This window comes from Rhodococcus sp. RS1C4, from assembly GCF_002258225.1.
In the GTDB taxonomy this organism is placed as follows: domain Bacteria; phylum Actinomycetota; class Actinomycetes; order Mycobacteriales; family Mycobacteriaceae; genus Rhodococcoides; species Rhodococcoides fascians_E.
This window is the reverse complement of record NZ_NOXZ01000019.1, coordinates 15,137-38,754: the sequence shown is the minus strand read 5'-3', so window position 1 is coordinate 38,754 and position 23,618 is coordinate 15,137. Positions and strand designations below refer to the sequence as shown.

Below are 23,618 nucleotides of genomic sequence, written 5' to 3'. Positions count from 1 at the left end.
AACCGGCAGCCTCGAACTGCCGTGCATGCGGTTTGGAGGAACTGTGTCCGAAGACCAAGAAGTGATCGTGGTGGGTGCCGGCCCGACCGGGTTGCTGACCGCACTGGGGCTTGCTCAACAAGGGATCAGTGTCACTGTCGTCGAGCGCGCACCTGCCGTGCAGGACACCCCGCGCGCCATCGTCTACCACTGGTCCACACTGGACGGCCTCGCTCGCCTCGGCTTGCTGGAGAAAGCGAGCGCCGCCGGATTCCTCAAACAGGACTACGCCTACCGCGTGCGGGCCACCGGCGAGACGATCGCCTATGGGTTGGCTGCGCTCGACGGCAAGGTCGCCCGACCGTACAACCTGCATCTCGGCCAGGGTGCGCTGGCGGCCGTCATTCTCGACGACCTACGCGGCTTCGACAACGTTCGTGTGCTGTGGAGCCACGAAGTAACCGGGATCGAACAGGATGCGGTGGGAATCGATGTCGCGGTGCGCGGCCCCGATGGCATCTCCACGCTGCGTTCACACTGGCTTGTCGGTGCCGACGGTGCGGGATCGACCGTTCGGCGACTCCTTGGGCTCGACTTCGAAGGCATGACGTGGCCCGAGCGATTCGTGGCCACCAACGTGAGATTTCCCGATGATCGCGTCGGATGGGCTCAGTCGACGTTCTACCTCGACGACGTGTACGGAGCGATCATCGCGAAGATCGACGAGTCCGGTGATCACGGAATGTGGCGCTACACCTACATGGAAGACGCTGCGCTGCCCGCCGATTCGGTAGACCAGCGGATGCCGGCCTTCCTCGCCGCCGTGTTCGGACCGGAGGTGGGCGAGAATATCGACGTCGTCGCAGCGTCTCCCTATCGGATGCATCAACGCGCCGCCAACGCCTTTCGTTCGGGTCGCGCGCTGCTTGCGGGCGACGCCGCGCATGCGACCAACCCTACCGGTGGGCTCGGTCTGACCATGGGTTTGTTCGACTCGTATGCGCTGATCGAAGGTCTCGGAGCTGTCTCGCGTGGCCGAGCGAGCGACGAGATCCTGACCGAGTACGCGCGGCAGCGGCGAACCGTGTTCGTGGACAAAGCGAGCCCACGCGCGGCGTCGAACAAGAAGCTGCTCTTCCACTCGTCGGATCCGGTCAAGCGCGAAAAGGACCTCGAGGTCTTTCGTCGAATGGCGCGAGACCGAGAATTCGCGGCCGAGGCACTGTATTTCACCAAGACGCTCGAAAGCCCGTCGCTGCTGACCGTGTGAAGCGGAGCGGCGAACACCCCCGAAACGAAAGAAGCACCAGCATGAACCCTCTCGACGGACTCACGATCGTGTCGTTGGAACAGGCTGTCGCGGCCCCCTTCGCCACCAGACAACTCGCCGACCTCGGCGCACGCGTCATCAAGATCGAGCGACCGGTAGTCGGTGATTTCGCGCGGGGATACGACGAAACGGTCAACGGACTTGCCAGCCACTTCGTATGGTTGAACCGCTCCAAAGAATCGGTCGCGCTTGATCTGAAGACGGACGAGGGGCAGGCTGCTGTGCACGCGTTGATAGATCGGGCCGATGTCTTCGTACAGAATCTGGCTCCGGGAGCGGCCGAACGGCTGGGTTTGGGTGCCGAGGAGCTCCGAGCTCGCAATCCGAGGCTGATTCACGTATCGATCTCCGGTTACGGCGAGGGCGGGCCGTACTCGGCCAAGAAGGCGTACGACCTTCTGGTGCAGTGCGAAGCGGGACTGGTCTCCATCACCGGAACCGAGGACGAGCCGTCCAAAGTCGGGATTTCTATCGCAGACATCGCCTCGGGAATGTACGCCTATACGGGTGTTCTGACGGCGGTGATCAGGCGCGAGCGAAGTGGAGTAGGTGCCACCATCGAGGTATCGATGCTGGAGGCCTTGGCCGAATGGATGGGCTTTCCACTGAACTATGCGATGTACGGCGGTTCTTCGCCCGTACGGGCCGGCGCACGTCACGCGGCGATCGCGCCCTACGGTCCATTCACGTGCGGCGACGGGAACGATGTTTTTCTGGGTATCCAGAACGAACGTGAATGGGCTACCTTCTGCGTAGGCATCCTCGACTCACCCGAGCTCGCCGTCGACCCTCGCTTCAGCCGAAACTCGCTGAGGGTCGAACACGCTGCGGAACTTCGAGCCGTCATCGAGGCGGTGTTCCGGAGTTCGACGGCAGAAAAGGTCGCTGCGCAACTCGAAGATGCTTCCATCGCAAATGCTTTGCTGCGCACTATGGATGGCCTGGCCGACCATCCGCAACTGATAGCGAGGAACCGTTGGCGGTCGTATGGATCGCCTGCCGGCGAACTGCGCGCACTGGTTCCACCGGTGACCATGTCGGACTTCGAGGCTGTGATGGCACCGATCCCGGAGGTCGGACAGCACACCGACGCAGTTCTTGCTGAGTTCGGGCTCGCCACGCCCAGTGTGGCGTCAGCCAGTGCCTGAGCAGCTTCCCAGTGTGCCGACACTGGCGGACAAGGACGCTCTCGTCGCGTACGCCAGGACGTTCCTGTTCGTTCCCGGTGACAGGCCGGACCGATTCGACAAGGCTGCGGCAGCAGGCGCCGACGTCGTCGTGCTCGATCTCGAGGACGCGGTGGCCTCGGAGAACAAATCGAGCGCACGCGCCCACGTTGCTTCATGGTTGTCGGGAGGAGGTAGAGGGTGTGTTCGGATCAATGCCGTCGATCAGCTTCATCACCTCAGAGACGTCGACGCGCTCCAAGGTGTGCGGGGCTTGACTGCCGTGATGGTTCCCAAGGCCGTGGAGATCGTCGACTACGGGTACCTTCGTCGCTCACTGAGCTGTCCGGTGATCGCTCTCGTGGAATCGGCTGCTGGCGTGCACGATTCGAACGGCATCGCTCGCGATCCTTCCGTCGCGCGTCTGGCTTTCGGCCATCTGGACTACGCAGTGGACGTCGCCGCCCATCCCACCCGGACTGCGATGCTGCACGCCCGGTCGCAGCTCGTCCTTGCGTCACGGTTGGCCGGAAAGCCTGCTCCGATCGATGGGGTCACCACAGAGCTGACCGACTCGGCATCGACGATCGACGACATGCTGCACGGCGTCGAGCTAGGTATGGCAGGCAAACTTCTGATCCATCCCGCGCAGGTCGAACCGATCCGGAATGCGCTGCGCCCCAGCGAGGAAGACGTGAAGAGAGCCCGCAGGATCGTCGCTGCTGCCTCTCGTGGTGCAGCGGTCGAGGTCGACGGGCGCATGGTCGACGCGCCGATACTCGCAGCGGCGCACCGTCTGCTACGAGGTCTGCCATCGAACTGATCCGTCGGCGGGCTTGAACACCGCTGCGACGGTCGACGGTCAGTACGCCATCGCCAGAATCTGGTCACGATGGTACTCGAGCCCAGGATGCTCAGACCGAAGGTGCTGATGGACTTCCTCTACCAGAACATCGTCGGTGGCGCCTTCCATCAGCGTTCCGCACGGACACTGCACGTAGCGCATTCTCGTCGTTGACATGCCCCCGACAGTATCCGCCGTGTCAACGGGTCGGATCTGCCGTCATGTCATTCAACCTGCGGCGATACGTCAGGAGCATGGGCGCTGAGAACATCCTGGCGTTGTGCACGCTGTGGTGCAGGGCACAAAATCGACAGTGATCGAGATCTCGACGCAGCACGCGTCGAGCTCGGTCGGGCACCCCCACTCGGTGTCGGGAGATCACGCACCGTCCTCGTCTCAAGGAGAATTCAATGTCAGTCACCGTCGACCGGCCGAGCAGCTTGGACCGCACCCGCTTCTTCATCGATGGGAACTGGACTGACCCGGTCCAGGTCGAGTTACGGGACCAGATCGAGGCCGCGACCGGAAAGCGCATCGGAGTTGCCGCGCTCGGCGGCGCGGGCGATATCGACGCCGCTGTGCGCGCCGCACGGCGTGCGCTGGACGAGGGGCCGTGGGGGCGCACGACAGCCGCTGAACGCGCAGTCGTTCTTCGCGCGTTCGCCGATGCGCTCGACGCCCGCGCAGGCGATACCGCATCCTTGGTCAGCCGCGAGAACGGCATGATTCTCGGGCTGTCCCAAGCACTAAACGGCGGAGCCCCCGGCGCACTGCTGAGGATGTACGCAGACGTCGTCGAACACCTTGAACTCGAAGAAATTCGTCCCAGCCAAGCCGGATCGACCATCGTTCGTAGACTCCCTGTCGGTGTCGTCGGTGCCATCGCCCCGTGGAACTTCCCGCAGGCTCTGGCGATGTTCAAGATCGCCCCTGCGCTCGCTGCTGGATGCACGGTCGTTCTCAAGCCGTCACCCGAGACGGCTCTGGACTCGTACGTGTTCGCGGACGCGGCTCAGGAGGCCGGATTGCCGGCTGGAGTTCTGAACATCGTGCTCGGCGACCGCGACGCTGGTGCCGCGCTCGTCTCGCATCCATTGGTCGACAAGATTGCCTTCACCGGCTCCACCGAGGCCGGTCGCATCATCGGACAGGAATGCGGGCGTTTGCTCCGGCGTTCCACCTTGGAGCTGGGCGGCAAGTCCGCGGCGATCGTCCTCGACGACGCGAACATCGACACTCTGCTCGCGGGTCTCGACAACGCCTCGTTCCTCAACAACAGCCAGACGTGTACGACGCAGTCGCGCATTCTCATCGCGCGCTCTCGATACGACGAGGTGGTGGATGCGATCGCAGGTTTCGCCGATGCCTACACCCTGGGCGATCCACTCGATCCTGAAACCACCATGGGCCCGATGGCGACCAGCGGCCACCGCGACAAGGTGCTCGGCTACGTCGAGATCGCCAAGAACTCGAATGCACGCTTGGTGACCGGCGGTGGACGTCCCGACGGCCTCGATCGTGGATGGTTCGTTCAGCCCACTGTCTTCGCCGATGTGGACAATTCCGACCGATTGGCGCGGGAGGAGGTCTTCGGCCCGGTGATGGCACTCATTCCGTTCGATGGCGGGGACGACGAAGCGGTACGAATGGCAAATGACAGCAACTACGGCCTCGGTGGATCCGTCTGGAGTGCCGACGAGGACCGTGCCCTGGCAGTCGCTCGACGCGTTCGCACCGGAACCATCGGATTGAACTACTACACACTGGATCTCGGCGCACCGTTCGGTGGATTCAAGGACTCGGGAATCGGGCGCGAACTGGGACCCGAAGCCATCGACGCATACCTCGAGTACCAGTCCGTGTACGCCTCGACCCGCTACCTGCAGTCATGACCGCGGCCAGTCCCGTCGAGGTCGTGGACGCGTACTTCGCCGGAGTGCGGGCAGGTGACGCCGGCGCGGTGAGTGCCCTGTTCGCCGAAGATGCCCTGTTGCACAATGCAGCTGGGACCCTCACCGGTGCGGAAGCGATATCGCGGATGTACTTCGGTGGGTTGGCACCGGGCGCAATGTCGCCGTCTCCACGGCACGTCATCGCTGACGGTGAGAACGTGGCCGTGGAGATCGATCTCCACACAGCAGGGTCGACGGTCGTGCTCGGTGACTTCTTCACTGTTCGCAACGGAAAGATCGTCCGCCTGGCCATCTACAGCTTGTCCCCGGACGGCGGACGGCTCCTGAACAAAGTGGGCGTCGACCCGACCTCATCCAGTACTTCACGCAAAGACCAGTAGAGGAACCAGCTATGAAAATCGCAGTCTTCGGGCCGGGCAGACGCGTCGGCGTCGTTCTGGACAACGACATCGTCGACATAAACGGCGCATACGCCAGATACCTGGCCGACGTCGAGAACAGCGTTCGTCCCAGAGCCAGAGCCGCACACGAGGTTCCGGCAGATCTCAATGGGTTCATCGAGCAGGGAGACGACGCGCTCGCGGGGTCCCGCGCTGCACTCGATCACCTCGCAGAAAGCTCGGTCACGACCGGCATCGACGGTGAACAGTTGATTCACGCGTTGGACTCGGTCGCCTTGTATGCGCCGATCGACGGCAAGTCACGAATTTTCGCGGCACTGGCCAACTTTGCCGATCACATGCAAGCCGCGGCGAGCAACACGTCGAGCGGAAACGACAAGGCGACCCTGGACCGGCTCGTCGCCGGTGGGCCGAAGTACTTCATCAAAGACCCGCGGGTGGTGTCGTCCGATGGCGACGACCTCGCCTTTCCGCGGCGCACCGATCTCCTCGACTACGAGGCCGAAGTCGCAGTCGTGATCGGCAAACGCGGAAAGGACATCTCCGCCGCCGAATTCGGTTCTTACATCTGGGGTTACACCCTGGTCAACGATTGGTCCATTCGCGACAACGTCTCGTTCGGCCCGGACTTCCAGTACTCCAAGAACTTCGACGGCGCTGCCACGGTCGGCCCGTGGATCGTGGTGGACGAGGGACTCGATCCACAGGACATCCCGGTCGAGGCCCGCATCAACGGAGAGATCCGCCAAAGCGGCAACACCAAATCCATGATTCACAACTTCGCATCCCTCGGCGAGTACCTGTCCAGAGACTCCACGCTGTTTCCCGGTGATCTGATCAGCGGCGGTACGCCGAAGGGGACGGCCGTCGACTCGAGCGCTCGCGACGCAGACGGCAGCTTTGCCGACGATTCCAAGTTCCTCGACCCCGGGGATGTGGTCGAGATCAGCTCGTCGTTGATCGGTTCGATCACCAATACTGTATCCGGAACGCGTGGGGAGCAGTAGAAATGGGAGAGAAGAAGTATTCCGTCGGCGGCGTTTCCTACGAGCGCCCGTTCAAGATTCGTAGGCTCAATCATTTCGGTATCAGCGTGGCCGACACCGGCGAGGCCGTCGGCTTCTATCGCGATCTGCTCGGCTTCGTCGTCGCGGACATGCTGGATCTGAACAAGTACGATCCGGGCCCGTGGCTGGACGGCGTTGCGGACACCAAGATCTACTTCCTGCGTCACAACAGTGACCACCACACCTTCGTCATCATGCCGCGCTCGTGGGTGGACAAGAACGACAACCCCGCTCGAAGCGACATCACGGTCAACCAGATCACCTGGCAGGTCGGATCTTTGCGTGAGGTGGTGCAGGCACGGCTGTGGCTCGAGGAGCAGGGTTCGAAGATCGACCGCTACGGCCGCGACCCAGGATCCAATTGGCACACGTACTTTCCGGATCCCACCGGACACACCAACGAGCTCGAGTACGGCATCGAGCAGGTCGGTTGGGACGGGATGAGCAAACCCGAGGTGATGTGGCCGTGGGCAAACGAGCACCCCGATCTGCCCACGCGATCCGAGGCGACCGAGCTCGAAGACGCAGAGGCCGAGGGCATCGACTTGACCTCCGGTCACCGGTGGATCGACACGCTGCCCAAGACATACGACGTGGGCGGCGTGCTCCTGGCCCGTCCGTTCAAACCTGTTCGTATCGGACCGGTCAGCATCTTCGTCGCCGATCTCGACGCGGCAGAGCGGTTCTACACCGAGACTCTCGGGCTCGTGAAGTCCGAGGAAACCACCGTCCTCGGGCATCGCGGGGTGTTCATGCGGGCCAACACCGAGCATCACAGCATTGCGCTCTTCCCTGTCGAGGCGCGCGAATCACTCGGATTGGGTGACGGATCCACCCTCCTGTCCTTCGGCATTCAGCTCGGATCGTACGAGCAGCTCCGCAAGGCCAAGGAGTTTCTCGAACAGCGCGGCGTCAAGTTGATCGATCTGCCTCCCGAGATCCACCCGGGTATCGACTACGCCGTACATGCGGTCGGGCCGGACGGCCACGTCATGCAGCTCTACTACTACATGGAGCAGGTTGGCTGGGACGGTGCAGTTCGGCCTCCCGAGAGTCGACGCGTCGTCGAGGCCGGCATCTGGCCCGAGACGCTGGAGCCGATGTCCGACACGTACGGCGGCGAGACGTTCTGGGGACCGCTCGGGTGACGGAATCCTCGAACACCCTTCCACGCACACTGCAATCCAAGGAAACACGTGCCTGAACACAGAATCGACAAGCGCGTCGCGGCGGTTACCGGCGCTGCGCAGGGCCTCGGCGCCGAGATTGCCGAGCGATTGGCGCGAGAGGGCTTCGCGCTCGTTCTCCTCGACATGCAGAAGTCCGGGCTCGATGCGACACGCGAGCACATCGCGCGGGTGACACCCGGTGTCGAGCTGTCCACCGAAGTGGTCGACCTCTCCGACGAGGACGCTGTGGTCGCAGCCTTCGAGTCGATCGATCGACGTTTCGGTCGACTCGACGCGCTGGTCAACACCGCGGGCGGCAGTGGTACAGATCCGGTGCGGCAGCTCGGCGAACTGGGTGCCGACGTCTGGAGAAAGGTGCTGGAGAACAACCTCACCAGTGCCTTTCTCTGCAGTCGTGAGGCAGTGTCCCTCATGGAGCGAGGTGGATACGGCCGGATCGTGAACTTCTCGTCTGCAGTTGCGAACGGGTTGGCCGGACCGTCGGGCACGGTCGGCGCCCGGTTGCCCTACGCCGCCTCCAAGGCTGCGATCAACGGCTTCACCAAGCAGTTGGCCAAGGATCTAGGCAAGACGGGTATCACCGTCAACGCGGTGTCGCCGGGCCTGGTGTTGCCCAACGAAGGCCGCGTGACGACGATCTTCGATGCACTGTCCGAGGACGCGCAGACGGCTACACGTGCAGCGATCCCGGTCGGTCGGACAGGTACCGGCACGGAAATCGCGGCCGCGGTCGCTTACCTCGTGTCCGAGGATGCCGGATTCACCTCCGGCTGCATTCTCGCTGTGGACGGGGCGGCCTCGTGATGGCGCTCCCGCCGCTGGTGTTCGTCCCCGCACTCGGGTGCGATGACAGGCTGTGGCAGCCGGTTGCAGACCGGCTTGCAGGCGTCCTCGAAACCATTGTCGTTCGGGGTGAGGGTAACTCGATCCGAGCGATGGCCGACAGCGTGTTGAAGCGCAGTCCCGAGAGGTTCCTCCTGGCCGGAAACTCCATGGGTGGATACGTGGCGCTGGACGTCGCGATACGCGAGCAGTCGGAGCGGGTGGCCGGACTCGCCCTGCTCAACTCCTCCGCTATCGCGGCCGACGAACACCGTCGGGCCAACTCCCTCCGCGTCGTCGAAATGGCCAGGCGAGGACAGTTCGAGCAGGCGGTTGCACTCATCACCTCGGCGGTCGCGCCGGGGCGGTCGGACATCGCCGAGTCAGCGGCCCTGATGGCGCTCGATCTGGGCGTCGACGTGTTCGTCGAGCAGCAGATAGCAGTCATGACGCGCGACGACCGCCGCGACGAGTTGTCGTCACTCGACGTGCCCACCGTGGTGATCGCGGGGAGCGAGGATTCGATCACTCCGAGCGATCTCGGCCGGGAAGTCGCCGACTCGGTGCCCGGCGCGGAGTTCGACCTCCTGGACGGCGTCGGTCACCTCTCGACCCTCGAGGCGCCCGATGCCGTCGCCGGTGTACTTCGTCGATGGATCGCCGGGATCGCAGCGACGTCGAACGTGTCTGCCGAGGTTGGGCAGTGAAGTCCTTCGACCACACCACCTCCGGGCAGCGTGTGATGTTTCGGCGCGGAGGTGCGGTCGACGACATTGCAGCAGCGGTCGATGCGCTCGGTGCCTCACGCGTCCTGCTCGTCGCGGACTCCTTCGTCGGCGAGATCGCCGACGGCGTCGCCCGACGAGTCCCAGTCGTCGCTCGGGTCGGCGAGGTAATTCAACACGTGCCGGTGGCCAGTGGCGAGGCCGCGGTTGTGTCGGCCCGCAGCGCGTCGGCGGACGCCGTCGTCTGTATCGGTGGGGGCTCGGCCACAGGATTGGCCAAATACGTCGCCCGCGAGACCGGTATACCGATCGTTGCCGTTCCGACCACGTTTGCCGGGTCGGAGGCAACGAGTGTGTGGGGCCACACCGACGGAGATAGGAAGACCACCGGAACGAGCCCGAATGTGCTGCCGCGCATCGTGATCTACGATGCGACGCTGTTCGCGTCCCTGCCCGGACCGATGGCGGTGGCGTCCGGCCTCAATGCCGTGGCTCACGCGGTCGACGGATTCTGGGCGCCGAATGCCGATCCCATCAATGCTGCTCTGGGTGCAGAAGGGTTGCGGGCCCTCGTGCCGGGCCTACGCGGGATTGCCGCCGACACAGACGACCTCGACGCCAGAGAAGGCACGATCTATGGCGCGTACCTCGCGGCAGTGGCGTTCGCATCCGCGGGAAGCGGGCTTCATCACAAGATCTGTCATGTCCTCGGGGGCGCCTTCGGGCTCTCGCACGCTGAAACGCACGCGGTGGTGTTGCCCTACGTGATGGACTTCAACGGCGCTGCAGCACCGACTGCTGCGCAACGGGTTTCGGATGCACTGGGTAGTGCACCGCATGCGCTGGGTGTCGCACCGGCGGCACAAGGTCTGTACGATTTCCGTCGCGAACTGGGAGTCGTCGATTCGCTGCGCGAACTGGGTATGCCGGAGAACGGTATCGATCATGCTGCCGACATTGTGTGCGAGTTGGTGCCGGCTTCGAATCCGCGACCTGCGGATCGGGCAGATCTACGTTCGTTGATAGCGGCCGCGTGGGCGGGCGATCCGCTCGGAAACAACGATTCTCAGGAGAAGTGATGACCGAGAACGACGTTCAGACGACTCGTGAGCAGGGTTTGGTCGACACCGTCGTCCGCTCCTTCGACGGTACGTCGGACGCCCGGCTTCGGGCCATCATGGAGACGGTGGTCCGTCACGTCCATGCTGCCGCACGGGAGCTTCGTCTGACCGAAGCCGAATGGGATGCCATGATTGCATTTCTCACCCGAACCGGGCAGGCCTGCACGGACACTCGTCAGGAGTTCATCCTTCTTTCCGACGTGCTCGGACTATCGATGCAGGTGATCGGCATGAACAATCCACCGTGCGGAAATGCCACGGAGGCAACCGTTTTCGGGCCATTTTTCGTAGACGGTGCGCCGCACATCGAACTCGGAGGAGACATGGCCTTCGGCGCCTCAGGCGAGCCGTGCTGGGTAACCGGTAGCGTTCGTGATATCGAAGGCAATCCGGTTCCCGGCGCAAGGATCGAGGTCTGGGAAGCAGACGAGGACGGACGGTACGACGTCCAGTACAGCGATGATCGAACGGCGGCCCGAGCACATCTGTTTGCGGACGGCAACGGCGAGTTCCGATTCTGGGGTTTGACGCCGACGCCGTACCCGATCCCGCATGATGGGCCGGTGGGAGAAATGCTTGCTGCAGTACGTCGTTCGCCCATGCGAGCAAGTCATCTGCACTTCATGGTTACCGCGCCGGCATTCCGCCGACTGGTAACTCATATCTTCGTGGACGGTGACGAAATCGGCTGGAAAGACGCTGTGTTCGGAGTCAAGGAGTCCTTGATCAAGTCATTCACGCGCCACTCGTCCGGCCCGGCGCCCGAAGGTCGGTCGGTGTCGTCGTGGACCGACGTCACGTTCGACATCGTCCTAGCTCCGGCTTAGAGCAATCGAGTGCGCCGTCGGGCCGCTCGAGCGACCGGCCCGACGACGCCACCGGAACCCTCTGGAGACCGTCACTCGTCCTCGAGAACCGAGGTCGCGAACTCCCCGGTCACGTAGTCCAAGAACGCTTGCGCTGCACGTCCGGTCGGTCCGTCGATGCGGGTGATCGCGCCGTAGAAGCGGAAGGCATTGGCGTCGGAAATCGGAACAGTCACCGTGGGGGACTGCTGATCCGCGCGCGGAACCGGGACGATCGCTATACCGCTTCCGTGTCGCACGAGCGCACGCAAAGTCGACAGTTCGGTTGCCTCGATGCTGATCGACGGCACGCATCCGGCATCGTCGAACAGTCTGTCCACGACGTGGCGCAGGCCGTACGTCGGTCCTAGGGCGATCATCGGGCGGGTGGCGATCTCAGCGATCGAAATCGACTCCCGATCGGCGAACTCGTCGCCCGGGGGCACTTCGAGGCAGAGCAGTTCGCGCCCGAGCGCCACCCAGGCGAGATCGTCGGCGTTGGGCCGCGGTGCCACGAAACCCACGTCTATACGCCCACTTCGCACGGCTTCGACTATGGAATCGGCCGCACCGCCCTCCAGTTCGAAAGTGGTGAGCGGCGCCGCCGCGCGGTATCGGTCCAACAATGACGGCACGAGCCAGGACCCGAAGGAGTGGAGAAAGCCGATCGAGACTACTCCGCGCTCGGGATCCACCAGGGTCCTGATTCGTTCCTCACCCTGGGCCAGTTCCTGAATAGCTCGCATCGCATGGGCACGATAGATTTCGCCGTATTTGTTCAACCGGAGACGGTTCTGGTTCCGGTCGAACAACTTGACGCCGAGCTGGCGTTCGATCCGGGCCAACGCACGCGACAGCGTCGGCTGACTGACATGCAACTGGACCGCGGCGTTGGTGACATTCTCTGTGCGCGCCAGAACGACGAACCATTCGAGTTCACGAACTTCCATGGCACCGTCACTTCCTCGCCGCGGATGTAATACTGTGCACACATTCTGCCTCATACCCGGCAGAGGAAGTCACGAGATCGCGGCGGTTCGCAGCGCTTCGGCCGTTTCGATGTCGAGGGTGCCGTCCCTGACCAGAACCGCGATAGTTTCCGTCACGAACAGATCAGCGGACTCCGAGTCTCCTAGATCGGTGAGGGTGACCCCGTCCGCTACGTGTGCCGCACCGATGTCGGCGATGAGGCAGGCCAAACCAGACGGCGTTCCTATGTATCGAACGGTGGAGGTAACGGGATCGCCTGCGTCAGCGAGACCGGCATAGGTGATCCGTGCAGCGCGTGCAGTCGGTGCGATCAGGAACTCGAGATCGAGTAGTACCACCGCTTGGTCGTCTTCGGCAGTGACCTGTCTGCGTATGGATGTTGCAGTTCCCAGATCCGCGGCACGGATCTGCCGCACATGCGAGTCGTTGTTGTGCTGCGAACTCAGGGCTACTACCAAGCGTCGAAACGTCATTCGCGTCGAAGAGGACGAATACTGGAGTGGCGGTTCCATGTCAACCGGGCGAGGCATCGTGATGCGAGACTGTTCGTTGAGAGTGGACGTCATCGAACAAGTGTGGCAGGGATCATGCACGCTGACGCCGACAACTTTAATCAAGCTGTCATGTCTCGGACGCATCACCGGAACCATGGCCGATGTCGGAGATAGTGGATTGCGGCTGGGTTTGTCATGCTCGACGCGCCAAGGCTACTTTGCGGAGAACTGCTTCGCAGCAACAAGAGCCACCGGAGTACTGCGCGATCGCGGCATCACGGTTCGGGACAATGCGGCCGCCGAATCGAAGCCGAGTTGGACTTCCACCGTCTACTCTGCAGATCTGCGGACAGCGAGACTCTCCTGCACTCGTGGAGCAATCTCGAGGGTTCGATCCGCTGTCAATAGAGGCTGCCGGGCGAGTAAAAGCATTGGGCAACATGGACACCGGGGGAAACTACTATCCAGTCGACGCCGTCTGCACCCAGCGATTCTCGCGCCGGCGGAAGGAGCATGTCAGCACATGAATTGGGCGGCAGCAAATCTCGCGGTGTGACCTGACCGCAAATGTTCTCGAGCAGAATGAACTGCCTGGCGATTTACAGCTCCGCTGGAACGGACCTCACTGCGGAACTCACTACCGACAATTGGTCTGCTCATCGCCAGGGTGGCTACCTTCGTCGGCCAGTTTCTGTGAGCTCGTAATGGTCGCGATGAGAACGTTCTTCACCGTTCCGTTGACGATGTACAGGGTCAAGATCGTGACGACGGCGATTCCGTAGTTCGCGAGCGGCGAGAAGCAGTGGACGGCAACGACGACCGCGTCAGTCGGGACGGTTGTGGATAACGCCGCGGTCCACAGTGCCCGGTTTTTCCAGCGCGAGTGCGTGTTCGCGGGCGCCGATGTGCTCGAAGTACCGTCGGGCAGAGCGGACGACCGCCGCGTGGGCATCGTCGGTGATGATCCGGTCCCACCATGCGCCGTAGAGGGATTCGAAGCCGAACGGGGCAACCATGTTCACGGCGCGCAGGATGGTGTCCGGATGTTCGGGAATCAAGTTGGGATAGCTGTACATGAAACCGACCCAGCGGCGGTCGGCAACCACGGTGAAGATGTCACCCGCGCACAGCGCCCCGCGCCCGTCGACGCCGTCGGCCCAGTGCATGACCGTTCCGCCGTCGAAGTGGACGCCTGCACGGAGGAGGGTGCGGCCGGGCAGTACTTCCGTGCGCTTACCGGACCACAGGACGACGTTGTCGGTCCGCGTCAGCCAACGGGCGTCACGTTCGTGAACGTAGATGGGGGCGTCGTCGAAGGCGTGGGACCACTCGACCATCGAGCTGTAGTAGTGCGGATGCGACAGTGCGATCGCGGAGATGCCGCCCAACTGGGCGACTCGGTCGACGGCATCGTCGTCGATGTAGGTGACCGAATCCCACATGACGGTCCCGCCGTGGCCGGGGACGAGGAGTGCACGCTGTCCGATGGCGAGCGCGGGGGAGGTCGCGAGTCCCCACAGACCCGGAATTTCCTCACGGATCTCGACGCTGTGGCCCTGCTCCCGGAGTTCCGCGAGCGACGTCCATCGCTGGCCGTCGTAGCCGACGTACTGCCGCTCGTCCTCGCAGATGATGCACGTGGCGGGAAGAACGTCGCGGCCTGCGGAGTCGTGGTCGTACTGGACTCCGCAGGTCGCGCAGATCGGCAGCCGATCACCCGTGACGGACACCCGAAGGAGGGCTGTCAGAGGAGAGCGAACTGTCAGAGACCGAAGGGGAGAACGCCCGGCTGCAACTCGAAGCCGCTGCTGCCGGCGGACGCGGTGCCGACGCCGCCGAGGATCAGGTTGATGAAGTTCGTGATCATAGGTGTCTCGTCTTTCGTATGTATTCCAGGTGAACCCGGTCGAGGGTACCGGTCGAATGCGGGCCCGACCAGGTACACGGGCCCGTCGGCACTGGGAGGTTCCTGTGAATCGGTACTCGTGGTCTCCTGGGACGCATGGCGCACACACGATCTCGTAGGCAGTTCTTCGTCATCGCAGGTTCGGCGGCTCTCGCGGTCTCCTGTGGCACGGACCCCTCCCCCGACCCCGCTGGATCCAGGCAGTCGGATGCCTCCGAACAACAGCCGACCGGCGCCGAGAAGCAGTTCGCCGCGCTCGAGCAGCGGTTCGACGCGCGGCTGGGAGTGTTCGCCGTCGACCTGGGTTCGGAGGTGACCACGACCTATCGGGCGGATGAGCGATTCGCGTTCTGCTCGACCTTCAAGGTGTATGCGGCCGGTGCCGTACTCGCCGCTGCCGACGCCGGGACGTTGTCGCTGACCGATACACGCATCGTCGAGGCCGAGGACAAGGTGCCGGAATCGGCGATCGACTGGGAGGCCGGCCAGGTGGTGACTCTGGAACAGCTGTGCGTGGCCGCACTGACCCGCAGCGACAACACCGCAGGCAACCTGTTGATCGACGCAGTCGGCGGGACCGGCGAGCTGACGGCGTTCGCGCGATCCCTCGGCGACGCTCAGTTCCGTCTGGACCGCATCGAACCCGACCTGAACACCGCCCTGCCCGGCGACGACCGCGACACCACGACCCCGGCCGGCCTCGCCGCGGGATATCGGTCCCTGCTCACCGACGGGCCGCTGTCGAACTCGTCGAGAGCCACGCTCCTGGACTGGATGGCGGGCACGCAGACGTCGGACACCCGTTTCCGAGCCGGAGTTCCAGCCGGCTGGACGACGGCGGACAAGACCGGCACCGGGTCCTATGGAGTCTCCAACGACGCGGGTCTTCTGCTCGGGCCCGACGGGCGGCGAATTCTCGTGGTCGTGCTGTCGAGAACCGCGAACGACGATCCCGACGCCGCGGCCATGAACGAGTTGGTCGCAGACGCCGTCCGGGAAGTCGTCGCGCGGGAGTAACGTCGTCCACTATGCGGCGCGCAGCACTGGGGATTTCTGTATCCACCAGGTTCACTGCTGCACTCGTCCTGGGCGCGGTGAGCATGCTGGCCGCCTGCTCCACCGAATCCCCCGACGCTCCCGAGTCCTCCGCGGTCGAGTCGTCCGGGCTCGAGTCGTCCGTGCTCGAATCGCCCGGGCTCGAATCGCTTACGCCGACGGTCTCCGGCGGCACGGACATCGACTACGTGGCACTGGGTGATTCGGCAGCATCGGGGCCGTTGATTCCCCGGTCGACGGGGACGCCCGGGTGCCTGCAGTCCGACTCCAACTATCCGCATGTCCTCGCCGGGCTCGTCGGTGCGGCGTCGTTCACGGACGTCTCCTGCTCCGGGGCGCGGTCGGAGAACATCGTCACCGAGCAACAACAGACCAACAGTGGGCCGATCCCGCTGCAGCTCGATGCGTTGTCGTCGGACACCGATCTGGTGACCGTCACCATCGGCGGCAACGACGTCGACCTCGTCGGGCAGGCCCGCGGATGCGTCAACTTCTCACCGGAGCCGAACGGAGAGTCGTGCGCGGACGCATCGACCGCCGGAGGCACCGATGTGCTTGCCGACGCCATCGCCGCGGCGGCTCCTGGGTGGGGTGAGGTTTTCGAGGCCATCGGCGAGAGGGCGCCGAACGCGCAGGTGGTCGTCGTCGGATACGGAACGTACGTTCGCCCCGGTGGGTGTTACGGAACGCAGGCGGTGTGGGCCCGCGATGCGGATTATCTGCAGGCGAGCGTCGACCGGATGAACGACGCACTGGCCCAGCAGGCAACCGAGCACGGTGCTCGGTTCGTCGACGTGCGTCCGGTCAGCGTCGGACACGATGCATGTGCCGCACCCGCGGAGAGGTACCTCGAAGGTGTCGTTCCGGCGAATCCCGCAGCGCCGCTGCATCCCACTGCCGCGGGAATGGCGGCATTCGCCCGGGTCGTCGCGGATTCGATCGGTCTCTAGCCGACTGCGCCCGACGGGGGCGCACCGGATCAGCTGTCCGAAGAGTGAGCGGGCCAGGATCGTAGAAGTGGACCGATACATCGGCGTCCGTCGGTGACACTGTGGGAGGCATGGTGTCCACGGCAGCTGTGCTGGGGGTCTTCGCTGTCGCTCTGGCGATGGTGCTGACTCCCGGCCCCAACATGGTGTATCTGGTGTCGCGCAGCATCTCCCAGGGACGCTGTGCTGGACTGGTGTCCTTGGGCGGTGTCGCGCTGGGGTTGGTGGTGTACGTGATCGCCACCAATCTCGGCCTCGCTGCCGTGTTCGCGGCGGTCCCGACGCTGTATCTCGTGATCAAGATCGTCGGCGCGTGTTACCTGCTGTGGTTGGCTGTCTCGGCTGTGCGCGGTACGACGAAAGTGTTCGAAGTCGAGGGCTTGCATCGGGATTCGAACCGCAGATTGTTCACGATGGGGCTGTTCACCAACCTGCTCAACCCCAAGATGGCCGTCATGTACATCTCGGTGATTCCACAGTTCGTCGATCCCGCGGCGGGTTCGGTGTTCCTGCAGGGCATCGCCCTGGGTGGGGTGCAGATCGGTGTCGCGGTGACCGTCAATGCGCTGATCGTCGTCGGTGCCGGGTCCATCGCTCGGTTCCTGGCGTTACGTCCGACCTGGATGAGGATGCAGCGCTACGTCATGGGAACTGTGTTGGGCCTGTTGGCTGTTCGGCTCGCGACCGACGGAAGCCGCCCGGCTCCTGCGTGAGCGCCGCTTGTCCGGATCCTGCCGTTCGCGCATCATGTCCGACGCGGCAGGCCCGGCGACGAAGTGAGCTCTGCTCTCGGCCAGAGTGCGTCCGGTACGCCGATCGACGAAGACCGGGTCGATGGTTTCGCCGTCGGCGTCGACGAGAACGACCTCTCGGTCCTCGTGTTCGATGTGTTCGTTGCCCCACGCGTACAACGCCACGATGACCGAGCTGAGTTCACGGCTGCGCTGCGTGGCGACGTACTCGAATCGCGGAGGCCGATCACTGTACCGGCGACGCTCGAGCAACCCGGATTCGACGAGCGATTTCAGCCTGCGCGTCAACATGTTCGGCGCGATGCCGAGGTTCTGCTCGAACTCGTCGAACCGGGTGAAGCCGTCGAGGGCGTCGCGCAGGATCAGGAGCGTCCACCACTCGCCGACCTGTTCGAGCGCGGACGCGATAGGGCAGCCCATCGTGTCGAAAGCGTTGCGCTGCACGGTTTGTACCTCGGCCTTACCTCGGAGGGATGACCAGCAGTGAGCTCGTGCCGGTAGCGACGAGCTTACCGTCCTTGTCCACGATCGAACCTTCGGCGAAGATCACGCGTGAGCCCCGCTTGGTGACCGTTCCCGTCCCGACCAGCGGACCGGAGGTGTCGAGAATGTTTCTGAGGTAGCTGACGTTCAGATCGATCGAGGTGTAGCCGACGCCGGCGGGCAGCGTCGTGTGCGCGGCGCAGCCCACGAGGGTGTCCAGAAAGGTGCAGGCCAACCCGCCGTGCACGGTACCGATGGGGTTGTAGTGCGCTTCGGACGGTGTGCACTCGAAGACGACCTTGCCGTCGCTCACCTCGACGGGAGCGAACTGCATGAGGACCGCAATGGGCGGTGGTGGCAGTTCGCCGGAGGCCACCGCCTGCATGATTTCCAATCCGCTCAGCGTCGAAGCGTGACGCAGCACCTCTCGGGGGCTGACCCAGGAGAAAGTCTGCGAACGCTGGTGTTCCTCGGTGAGCATGGCTACCCCTAGCGGCTAGTGACTTGCACGATGCAAGTCAGTATGCGCCTCGGCTCCCATTCCCGCAAAGTCGACCCGAAGGCGACTCCTCGTCGCAGTGGGGGCTTCAGTCCAGATCGGACATGTCGAGGACGAATCGGTAGCGAACGTCGCCCTTCCTCAACCGATCGAACGCGTGGCCCACCTCGGCGGACGGCACGGTCTCCACATCCGCGGTGATCCCGTGTTCTCCGCAGAAATCCAGCATCTCCTGCGTGTAGCGACGTCCACCGCTTCCCGCCGAGCTCAAGGACTTCCGGCCCACGAGAAGGTTCATGATCTCGATGGACTGCGGACCGAGGAAACCCAGCGAGCACAGGGTGCCGTCCAAGGCGAGAAGCGACAGGTAGGGCGCGACGTCGTGCGGAACGGGTACACAATCGACGATCAGATCGAGGCTCCCGCGCGCGGCGGACATCTGCTCGGTGTTCGTGGACACTACCGTGCTGTCGGCGCCCAGTGCGGCGGCCTCGCCGACCTTCGTCGCCGACGTCGTGATGACCGTGACCTCGGCGCCCAGTGCTCGAGTGAACTTCACGGCGAGGTGACCGAGACCGCCGATCCCCGCGATCCCGACGCGTACTCCCGGACCCACGTTCCATCGCCGCAGCGGTTCCCAGACGGTGACACCTGCACACATCAGCGGGGCAATGGCGGCCGGATCGAGGCCGACCGGGCGGCGGTAGACGAACGCGTCGCGGACCACGTATTCCCGCGAGTACGCGCCGATCGTCGTCGTCCCGTCGATTCGATCGGTTCCGCCGTAAGTCAGTGTCGGAAACTCGCGGCAGAAGTTCTCCTGGTCGGCGACGCACATGTCGCATCGACCGCAGGAGTCGACGATGTTGCCCACCGCCACGGCGTCGCCCACCGAGAAGTCCGTGACGTCGGAGCCGACGGCGGCGACGGTGCCGACGAACTCGTGGCCCGGTGTCACCGGGTAGGTGCCGGACGGATCGCTCGTCAGATGCAGGTCGGTATGGCACACGCCGCAGTGCGACACCTCGACGGCGACGTCGCCCGGCCGCAGTTCTCGTCGTTCGAGAACGGCCCTCTCCAGCGGGGTGTTCGGTGCTGTGGCGCGGTATCCCGTCGTGGCTCGCATGGCGTCTCCCGAGGTGTCGATGTGTTCGGCGGATGGTTCCAACCAACTAGTTGGTCACACCACCGTAGCTGCTTTTGCCGAGGATGCAACCAACCAGTTGGTTACAGCAGGCTAGGCTGGCGCGCATGGGTGACGCAGTGGCAACGCGGGAGCGGATACTTCATGCCGCGACCGAGGAGTTCGCGCGCTACGGAATCGCCGGCGCGCGGGTGGATCGAATCGCGGCGAACGCGTCCATCAACAAGTCTCAGATCTACAGCTACTTCGGCAGCAAGGACAAGCTGTTCGACACGGTCTTCGACACCCGCGTCGACGAAGACATTGCCGGGGTTCCCCTCGATGCCGACGATCTGCCGGGTTACGTCACGTCGCTGTACGACATGTACCTGGGCGACCCTCAGCTGGTTCGTCTGCTGACCTGGGCGCGGCTGGAACGAACCCCGACCGGGAATCTGTTCCACCACCGCGGCGAGGACCACGACAATCAGAAGCTGGCTCCGCTGCACGACGCGCAGAAGCGCGGGACGGTCGTGAACGACGTTGCCGTGGAGGATCTCTGGTCGATGGTGATTGCACTGGCAGCCACGTGGGCGCAGGCCGCGATAGTCCACGTCGCCGACTCCGACGAGAGCGACGCCGTACACGAGCGCCGCAAATCGGCTCTCGCCGAGACCGTCCGACGCGCGTTCTGTGTGTCGCAATCATGAGACGGCGACCATGAGACCACGACCATGAGTGCGAAGGCGCGCAGTCCGAAATCCCGTCGACCGCCCGCGGCGCGCTCGGGAACGGCCGAGGCCGGCGAGTATCGAATCGACACCGGGACAGCGACACTCGTGCGCGATTCCCTGTCCGCCGACGGGTGGACGCTCGAGGTGAACGGCGTACCCAGCTCGCACATCGACGCCCTGGATCCTCAGCGGCTCGATTTCGAGTACATGAGGTGGATCGCGTCTCTCGTCGAGCATCACGATTCTTCGGGCACGTCTGCTTCGCGCTCCGCATCCTCGAACGGCAAGCTGCGGGCCCTGCATCTCGGCGGTGGCGCGTGCACCCTCGCGCGGTACTTCTCGGCGGTGTATCCCGATGCGCGGCAGGTGGTAGTCGAGTTGGACGGCAAGCTCGCGGAGTTGGTACGTGACTGGTTCGATCTACCTCGTGCACCGCTGCTCCGCATCCGGGTGGGCGAGGCGCGTGCCGTCACCGAAACCTTGTCCGAGAACAGTCGCGATCTGGTTGTGCGAGATGTGTTCGCCGGTGCGGTGACTCCGCGGCCACTGACCACCCGGCAGTTCACCGAGCATGTCCGACGGGTTCTGTCCCCCGGCGGGCTGTACGTGGTCAACTGCGGTGACACCCGGGACTTGACGATGGCGAAGCGTGAGGCCGCGACCATCGGTGAGATCTTCCCGTACACCTCGATCGTCGCCGATCCGGCGATGCTCAAGGGCCGTCGTTACGGCAACGTCGTGATCGCGGGGAGCGACGTCCCACTCGGCGACGACCCGGCACTGACCCGGGAGTTGCTGGGCGGCGCAGTCCCCGCTCAGGTCTGGACGGACGAGCGGGTGCGGGCGTTCTGCCGCGATGCGAAGCCGCTGTCCGACGACGAGGCATAGGCTGGGCCGAACAGCTGCACAGCCGAATGCTCGAAAAGAAACTACCCAGGAGATTCACCATGACGTTGGTTGCCCTGCTCGATGTGACACTGAAGCCCGAAGCCCTCGACGAGGGCAAGCAGGTTCTCGGACGGGTGCTCGCCGAGACGCGGGCGTTCGAGGGGTGCCTCGGGGTGGACGTCCTCGTCGACGAGGAGGACGAGACCCATTGGATCGCTTACGAGCGTTGGGAATCGGCGGAGGCGGACGCCAAGTACCGTGAGTTCAGGGCAGGTCCGGGCAAGACCACCGAGTTGGGTCCACTGTTGGCTGCCGTGCCCGGGTTGACCAAGTACACGGTGTCCGACATCTAGGTGGTCACCGGACGACCGGTGTAGAAACCCTGCACCATGTCGACGTCCAGTTCGACGGCGACGCGGAGTTCTTCCTCCGTCTCCACGCCCTCCATGATCAAGGTCGCACCGACCTCACGCGCGAACGCGGCGAGAGCCGCTGTCGCCGCTCGCCGTGTCGGGTCGGTGTCGATCCCATGGACGAGGGTGTAGTCGATCTTCAGTGTGTCGGGCTTGAGTTCGACGACCTGCCTGAGGCCGGAGAATCCTGCGCCGACGTCGTCGATGGAAATGCGAACGCCTGCCGCTCGTAGCCCCTCGACCGATCGGGCAATGGCCCGGTAGTCGTCCACGCGTTCGTGTTCGGTGATTTCGAGGTAGAGCACCCGAGAGTGAAGGTGGGGGCGCAGCCGCGACAGCAGATCCGTCGAGCGGATGGTGGACGCGGACGCGTTCAGCGAGACGAACGCCGTCTCCGGCAGGACGTGCATCGCACTCAATGCGGCGTCGATCGCGGCCAGTTCGAGTTGTGGTCCGACTCCGGCCGCGGTCGCGTCCTTGAACCACATCAGTGGGGATCCGTGTCCGAACGGAAAGCGCGACAGCGCTTCGTATCCCACGACGGCAGTGGTCGCAGTCTCGCAGATCGGCTGGAACACCACCGTCAGGCCGCCGTCGGAGACGAGACTTTCGATCCGGTCCCGAACCAGCAGTGGATCGTGCGAGCGGCGGGGATCTCCGTCGGAGTGTTCCTGTTTGTTTCGGTACAGCTCGATGTCCGCCAACGCGATCAATTTTCGGACGAGGGTGCCGGTGGCGTCACCGCGAATGGTCGTGTCTCCGGCCGATCCGACGCTGGTCGTGAAGGGCGGACCGCTGAACGATTCTTCCAGCGCGGCGCGTAGCCGCTGCTCGGCGTCGTCGACCTCGGCGCGAGTGCCGATGTGCACGCAGACGAACTCGTCTCCGCCGAGCCGTGACACCACCGAGTCCGTGGTCGGGTCGTTTCTGCCGTCTCCACTCCCGGTCGACGCCGCCTGCTGCAACCGGTCTGCGACCTCGACGAGAACGGCGTCACCGGTCGGGTGTCCGTAGCGGTCGTTGATGGCCTTGAACCGGTCGATGTCGACGACCACCACGCCGATTGCTCGGGATTCCACCTTCGTGCCTGCTCGGGCGTAGTTCAGTTGGTCGACCATGTCGAAGAGTCCGCGGCGGTTCCACAACCCGGTCAACGAGTCGCGGAGTCCGACCTGTGCGCGTTGACGAAGGAAGCGAATGTAGGGGCGCAGCGCGAACGGTGTGATGAAGAGAGAGCCGATCGTGACGACGCGTGAGGCGACCGACCACGGTTCCATACCGCTGCGGGCCGCCATCACAGCGAGATAGACAAGAACGAGGGCGGCGAGAATCAGGTGCGCAGTGAGTACTCGCGGCGACGTTCCGACGATGGCGAACAGCGCGACGATGGCGAACATCGCGCACCCAGGCATGGCCACGAACGGTGATTCGTGCGCGAGGAGAACGAAGAGGATGCCGATGTCCGCCCACAGGACGTACACGTTGGCCATCCGCCGGCTGGGCCACCGGCCCAGGATCCAGGCGAGAGCAACGGGAACCGTCGACGCCGACGCCAGCGCCACCAACACCGATTCCACGTCGGTGAACTGCCCCGACGGGATCATCAACAGGCCGGCGATACCGAAGGACGCGGTGAGAAGCCCGATCAGCTTTCGTCCCCAGGCTTCACCCTCGGGAGCTTCGGCGACCGGGACGTCGGGTTCGTAGGTGTTGATGCCGTGCCGAGTCGGCGGTTGGGGGTGCGACCGATCGGTCTGCGAATCCGAACCGGACTCGGTGACACCCTCCACGGTCACTGGACCTCTCGTTCGCTCGACGCCGATCGAGCCTGCGTCGAGCGAGGCAGGCGCACTCCCTGTACTTCGAGGGCCCCCACCCCGTCGAATCG

At 64.2% G+C, this 23,618-nt stretch carries 24 protein-coding genes; 17 read left to right on the top strand and 7 right to left on the bottom strand.

The genetic code is table 11. The features are described 5' to 3' along the window. Positions 1-43 precede the first annotated feature (43 nt). The 11 genes from CH289_RS08270 (at position 44) to CH289_RS08220 (ending at position 11,385) form a co-directional block, all read left to right on the top strand. Complete coding sequence (locus CH289_RS08270) at positions 44-1,249, top strand: FAD-dependent oxidoreductase (protein ID WP_094709272.1); 1,206 nt, start codon at positions 44-46, stop codon at positions 1,247-1,249. A gap of 41 nt (positions 1,250-1,290) precedes the next feature. After that, complete coding sequence (locus CH289_RS08265; RefSeq protein ID WP_019665233.1) at positions 1,291-2,457, top strand: CaiB/BaiF CoA transferase family protein; 1,167 nt, start codon at positions 1,291-1,293, stop codon at positions 2,455-2,457. Positions 2,458-2,470: 13 nt separating this feature from the next. Next, entirely contained in the window at positions 2,471-3,298 is an 828-nt protein-coding gene (locus CH289_RS08260) for an HpcH/HpaI aldolase/citrate lyase family protein (protein WP_231383737.1), read from the top strand. A gap of 431 nt (positions 3,299-3,729) precedes the next feature. Continuing rightward, positions 3,730-5,211 carry an aldehyde dehydrogenase gene (locus CH289_RS08255; protein WP_020110380.1) on the top strand — a complete coding sequence of 494 codons (1,482 nt, stop codon included), beginning with the start codon at positions 3,730-3,732 and terminating at the stop codon, positions 5,209-5,211. Beyond that, positions 5,208-5,612 carry a nuclear transport factor 2 family protein gene (locus CH289_RS08250; RefSeq protein ID WP_019665237.1) on the top strand — a complete coding sequence of 135 codons (405 nt, stop codon included), beginning with the start codon at positions 5,208-5,210 and terminating at the stop codon, positions 5,610-5,612. The genes CH289_RS08255 and CH289_RS08250 overlap by 4 nt, the downstream gene beginning before the upstream one ends. Positions 5,613-5,623: 11 nt before the next feature. Beyond that, positions 5,624-6,640, top strand: coding sequence for a fumarylacetoacetate hydrolase family protein (locus CH289_RS08245; RefSeq protein ID WP_019665238.1), 1,017 nt, complete (start codon positions 5,624-5,626; stop codon positions 6,638-6,640). Between the two features lie 2 nt (positions 6,641-6,642). Then, positions 6,643-7,848, top strand: coding sequence for a VOC family protein (locus CH289_RS08240; RefSeq protein WP_019665239.1), 1,206 nt, complete (start codon positions 6,643-6,645; stop codon positions 7,846-7,848). A gap of 48 nt (positions 7,849-7,896) precedes the next feature. After that, positions 7,897-8,694 carry an SDR family NAD(P)-dependent oxidoreductase gene (locus CH289_RS08235; protein ID WP_019665240.1) on the top strand — a complete coding sequence of 266 codons (798 nt, stop codon included), beginning with the start codon at positions 7,897-7,899 and terminating at the stop codon, positions 8,692-8,694. Further along, the gene (locus CH289_RS08230) at positions 8,694-9,419 is read left to right on the top strand and encodes an alpha/beta fold hydrolase (protein WP_019665241.1); all 726 of its coding nucleotides are present in this window, start codon (positions 8,694-8,696) and stop codon (positions 9,417-9,419) included. Before CH289_RS08235 ends, CH289_RS08230 begins: the two co-directional genes overlap by 1 nt. Further along, positions 9,416-10,516 (top strand): maleylacetate reductase, encoded by a 1,101-nt coding sequence (locus CH289_RS08225; RefSeq protein ID WP_019665242.1) that lies wholly within the window; start codon positions 9,416-9,418, stop codon positions 10,514-10,516. Before CH289_RS08230 ends, CH289_RS08225 begins: the two co-directional genes overlap by 4 nt. Beyond that, positions 10,516-11,385, top strand: a complete 870-nt coding sequence (locus CH289_RS08220) for a dioxygenase family protein (RefSeq protein ID WP_094727745.1) — start codon at positions 10,516-10,518, stop codon at positions 11,383-11,385. Before CH289_RS08225 ends, CH289_RS08220 begins: the two co-directional genes overlap by 1 nt. Before the next feature lie 71 nt (positions 11,386-11,456). Here the strand turns inward: CH289_RS08220 and CH289_RS08215 are convergent, their stop codons facing one another. The 3 genes from CH289_RS08215 to CH289_RS08205 all read right to left on the bottom strand — a co-directional run bounded on the left by CH289_RS08215 (position 11,457) and on the right by CH289_RS08205 (position 14,617). Continuing rightward, entirely contained in the window at positions 11,457-12,353 is an 897-nt protein-coding gene (locus tag CH289_RS08215; protein WP_094709266.1) for a LysR family transcriptional regulator, read from the bottom strand. A gap of 69 nt (positions 12,354-12,422) precedes the next feature. Next, positions 12,423-12,959 (bottom strand): hypothetical protein, encoded by a 537-nt coding sequence (locus CH289_RS08210; RefSeq protein ID WP_255182889.1) that lies wholly within the window; start codon positions 12,957-12,959, stop codon positions 12,423-12,425. Positions 12,960-13,711: 752 nt separating this feature from the next. Continuing rightward, positions 13,712-14,617 carry an MBL fold metallo-hydrolase gene (locus tag CH289_RS08205; RefSeq protein WP_094727744.1) on the bottom strand — a complete coding sequence of 302 codons (906 nt, stop codon included), beginning with the start codon at positions 14,615-14,617 and terminating at the stop codon, positions 13,712-13,714. Positions 14,618-14,889: 272 nt separating this feature from the next. On the opposite strand from CH289_RS08205, the gene bla reads away from it, so the two are divergent. From bla to CH289_RS08190, 3 genes are all read left to right on the top strand, one after another. After that, complete coding sequence (gene bla / locus CH289_RS08200; RefSeq protein ID WP_094727743.1) at positions 14,890-15,810, top strand: class A beta-lactamase; 921 nt, start codon at positions 14,890-14,892, stop codon at positions 15,808-15,810. 11 nt (positions 15,811-15,821) lie between these two features. Then, entirely contained in the window at positions 15,822-16,799 is a 978-nt protein-coding gene (locus CH289_RS08195) for an SGNH/GDSL hydrolase family protein (protein WP_094727742.1), read from the top strand. A 110-nt stretch (positions 16,800-16,909) separates the two neighbouring features. Continuing rightward, positions 16,910-17,551 carry a LysE family translocator gene (locus tag CH289_RS08190; RefSeq protein WP_094727741.1) on the top strand — a complete coding sequence of 214 codons (642 nt, stop codon included), beginning with the start codon at positions 16,910-16,912 and terminating at the stop codon, positions 17,549-17,551. Here CH289_RS08190 and CH289_RS08185 read toward each other — a convergent pair. The 3 genes from CH289_RS08185 to CH289_RS08175 all read right to left on the bottom strand — a co-directional run bounded on the left by CH289_RS08185 (position 17,447) and on the right by CH289_RS08175 (position 19,698). After that, positions 17,447-18,034: a winged helix-turn-helix transcriptional regulator gene (locus tag CH289_RS08185; protein WP_256977078.1), complete on the bottom strand. Its 588-nt coding sequence runs from the start codon at positions 18,032-18,034 to the stop codon at positions 17,447-17,449. The two genes, CH289_RS08190 and CH289_RS08185, sit on opposite strands and share 105 nt — an antisense overlap. A gap of 16 nt (positions 18,035-18,050) precedes the next feature. Further along, positions 18,051-18,554 carry a PaaI family thioesterase gene (locus CH289_RS08180; RefSeq protein WP_094627236.1) on the bottom strand — a complete coding sequence of 168 codons (504 nt, stop codon included), beginning with the start codon at positions 18,552-18,554 and terminating at the stop codon, positions 18,051-18,053. A 106-nt stretch (positions 18,555-18,660) separates the two neighbouring features. Further along, on the bottom strand, positions 18,661-19,698 hold the full coding sequence (locus CH289_RS08175) for an NAD(P)-dependent alcohol dehydrogenase (RefSeq protein WP_094727739.1): 1,038 nt from the start codon (positions 19,696-19,698) through the stop codon (positions 18,661-18,663). A gap of 125 nt (positions 19,699-19,823) precedes the next feature. Between CH289_RS08175 and CH289_RS08170 the strand changes: the two genes are divergently transcribed. The 3 genes from CH289_RS08170 to CH289_RS08160 are packed head-to-tail and all read left to right on the top strand — an operon-like array spanning position 19,824 to position 21,670. Further along, entirely contained in the window at positions 19,824-20,405 is a 582-nt protein-coding gene (locus CH289_RS08170) for a TetR family transcriptional regulator (protein WP_019665254.1), read from the top strand. 24 nt (positions 20,406-20,429) lie between these two features. After that, entirely contained in the window at positions 20,430-21,317 is an 888-nt protein-coding gene (locus CH289_RS08165; RefSeq protein ID WP_020110374.1) for a spermidine synthase, read from the top strand. A 59-nt stretch (positions 21,318-21,376) separates the two neighbouring features. After that, entirely contained in the window at positions 21,377-21,670 is a 294-nt protein-coding gene (locus CH289_RS08160; RefSeq protein WP_019665256.1) for a putative quinol monooxygenase, read from the top strand. Here the strand turns inward: CH289_RS08160 and CH289_RS08155 are convergent. Then, a complete protein-coding gene (locus CH289_RS08155) occupies positions 21,667-23,526 on the bottom strand; it encodes a bifunctional diguanylate cyclase/phosphodiesterase (RefSeq protein ID WP_020110373.1) in 1,860 nt (619 codons plus the stop codon). The genes CH289_RS08160 and CH289_RS08155 overlap by 4 nt on opposite strands. Positions 23,527-23,618 lie beyond the last annotated feature (92 nt).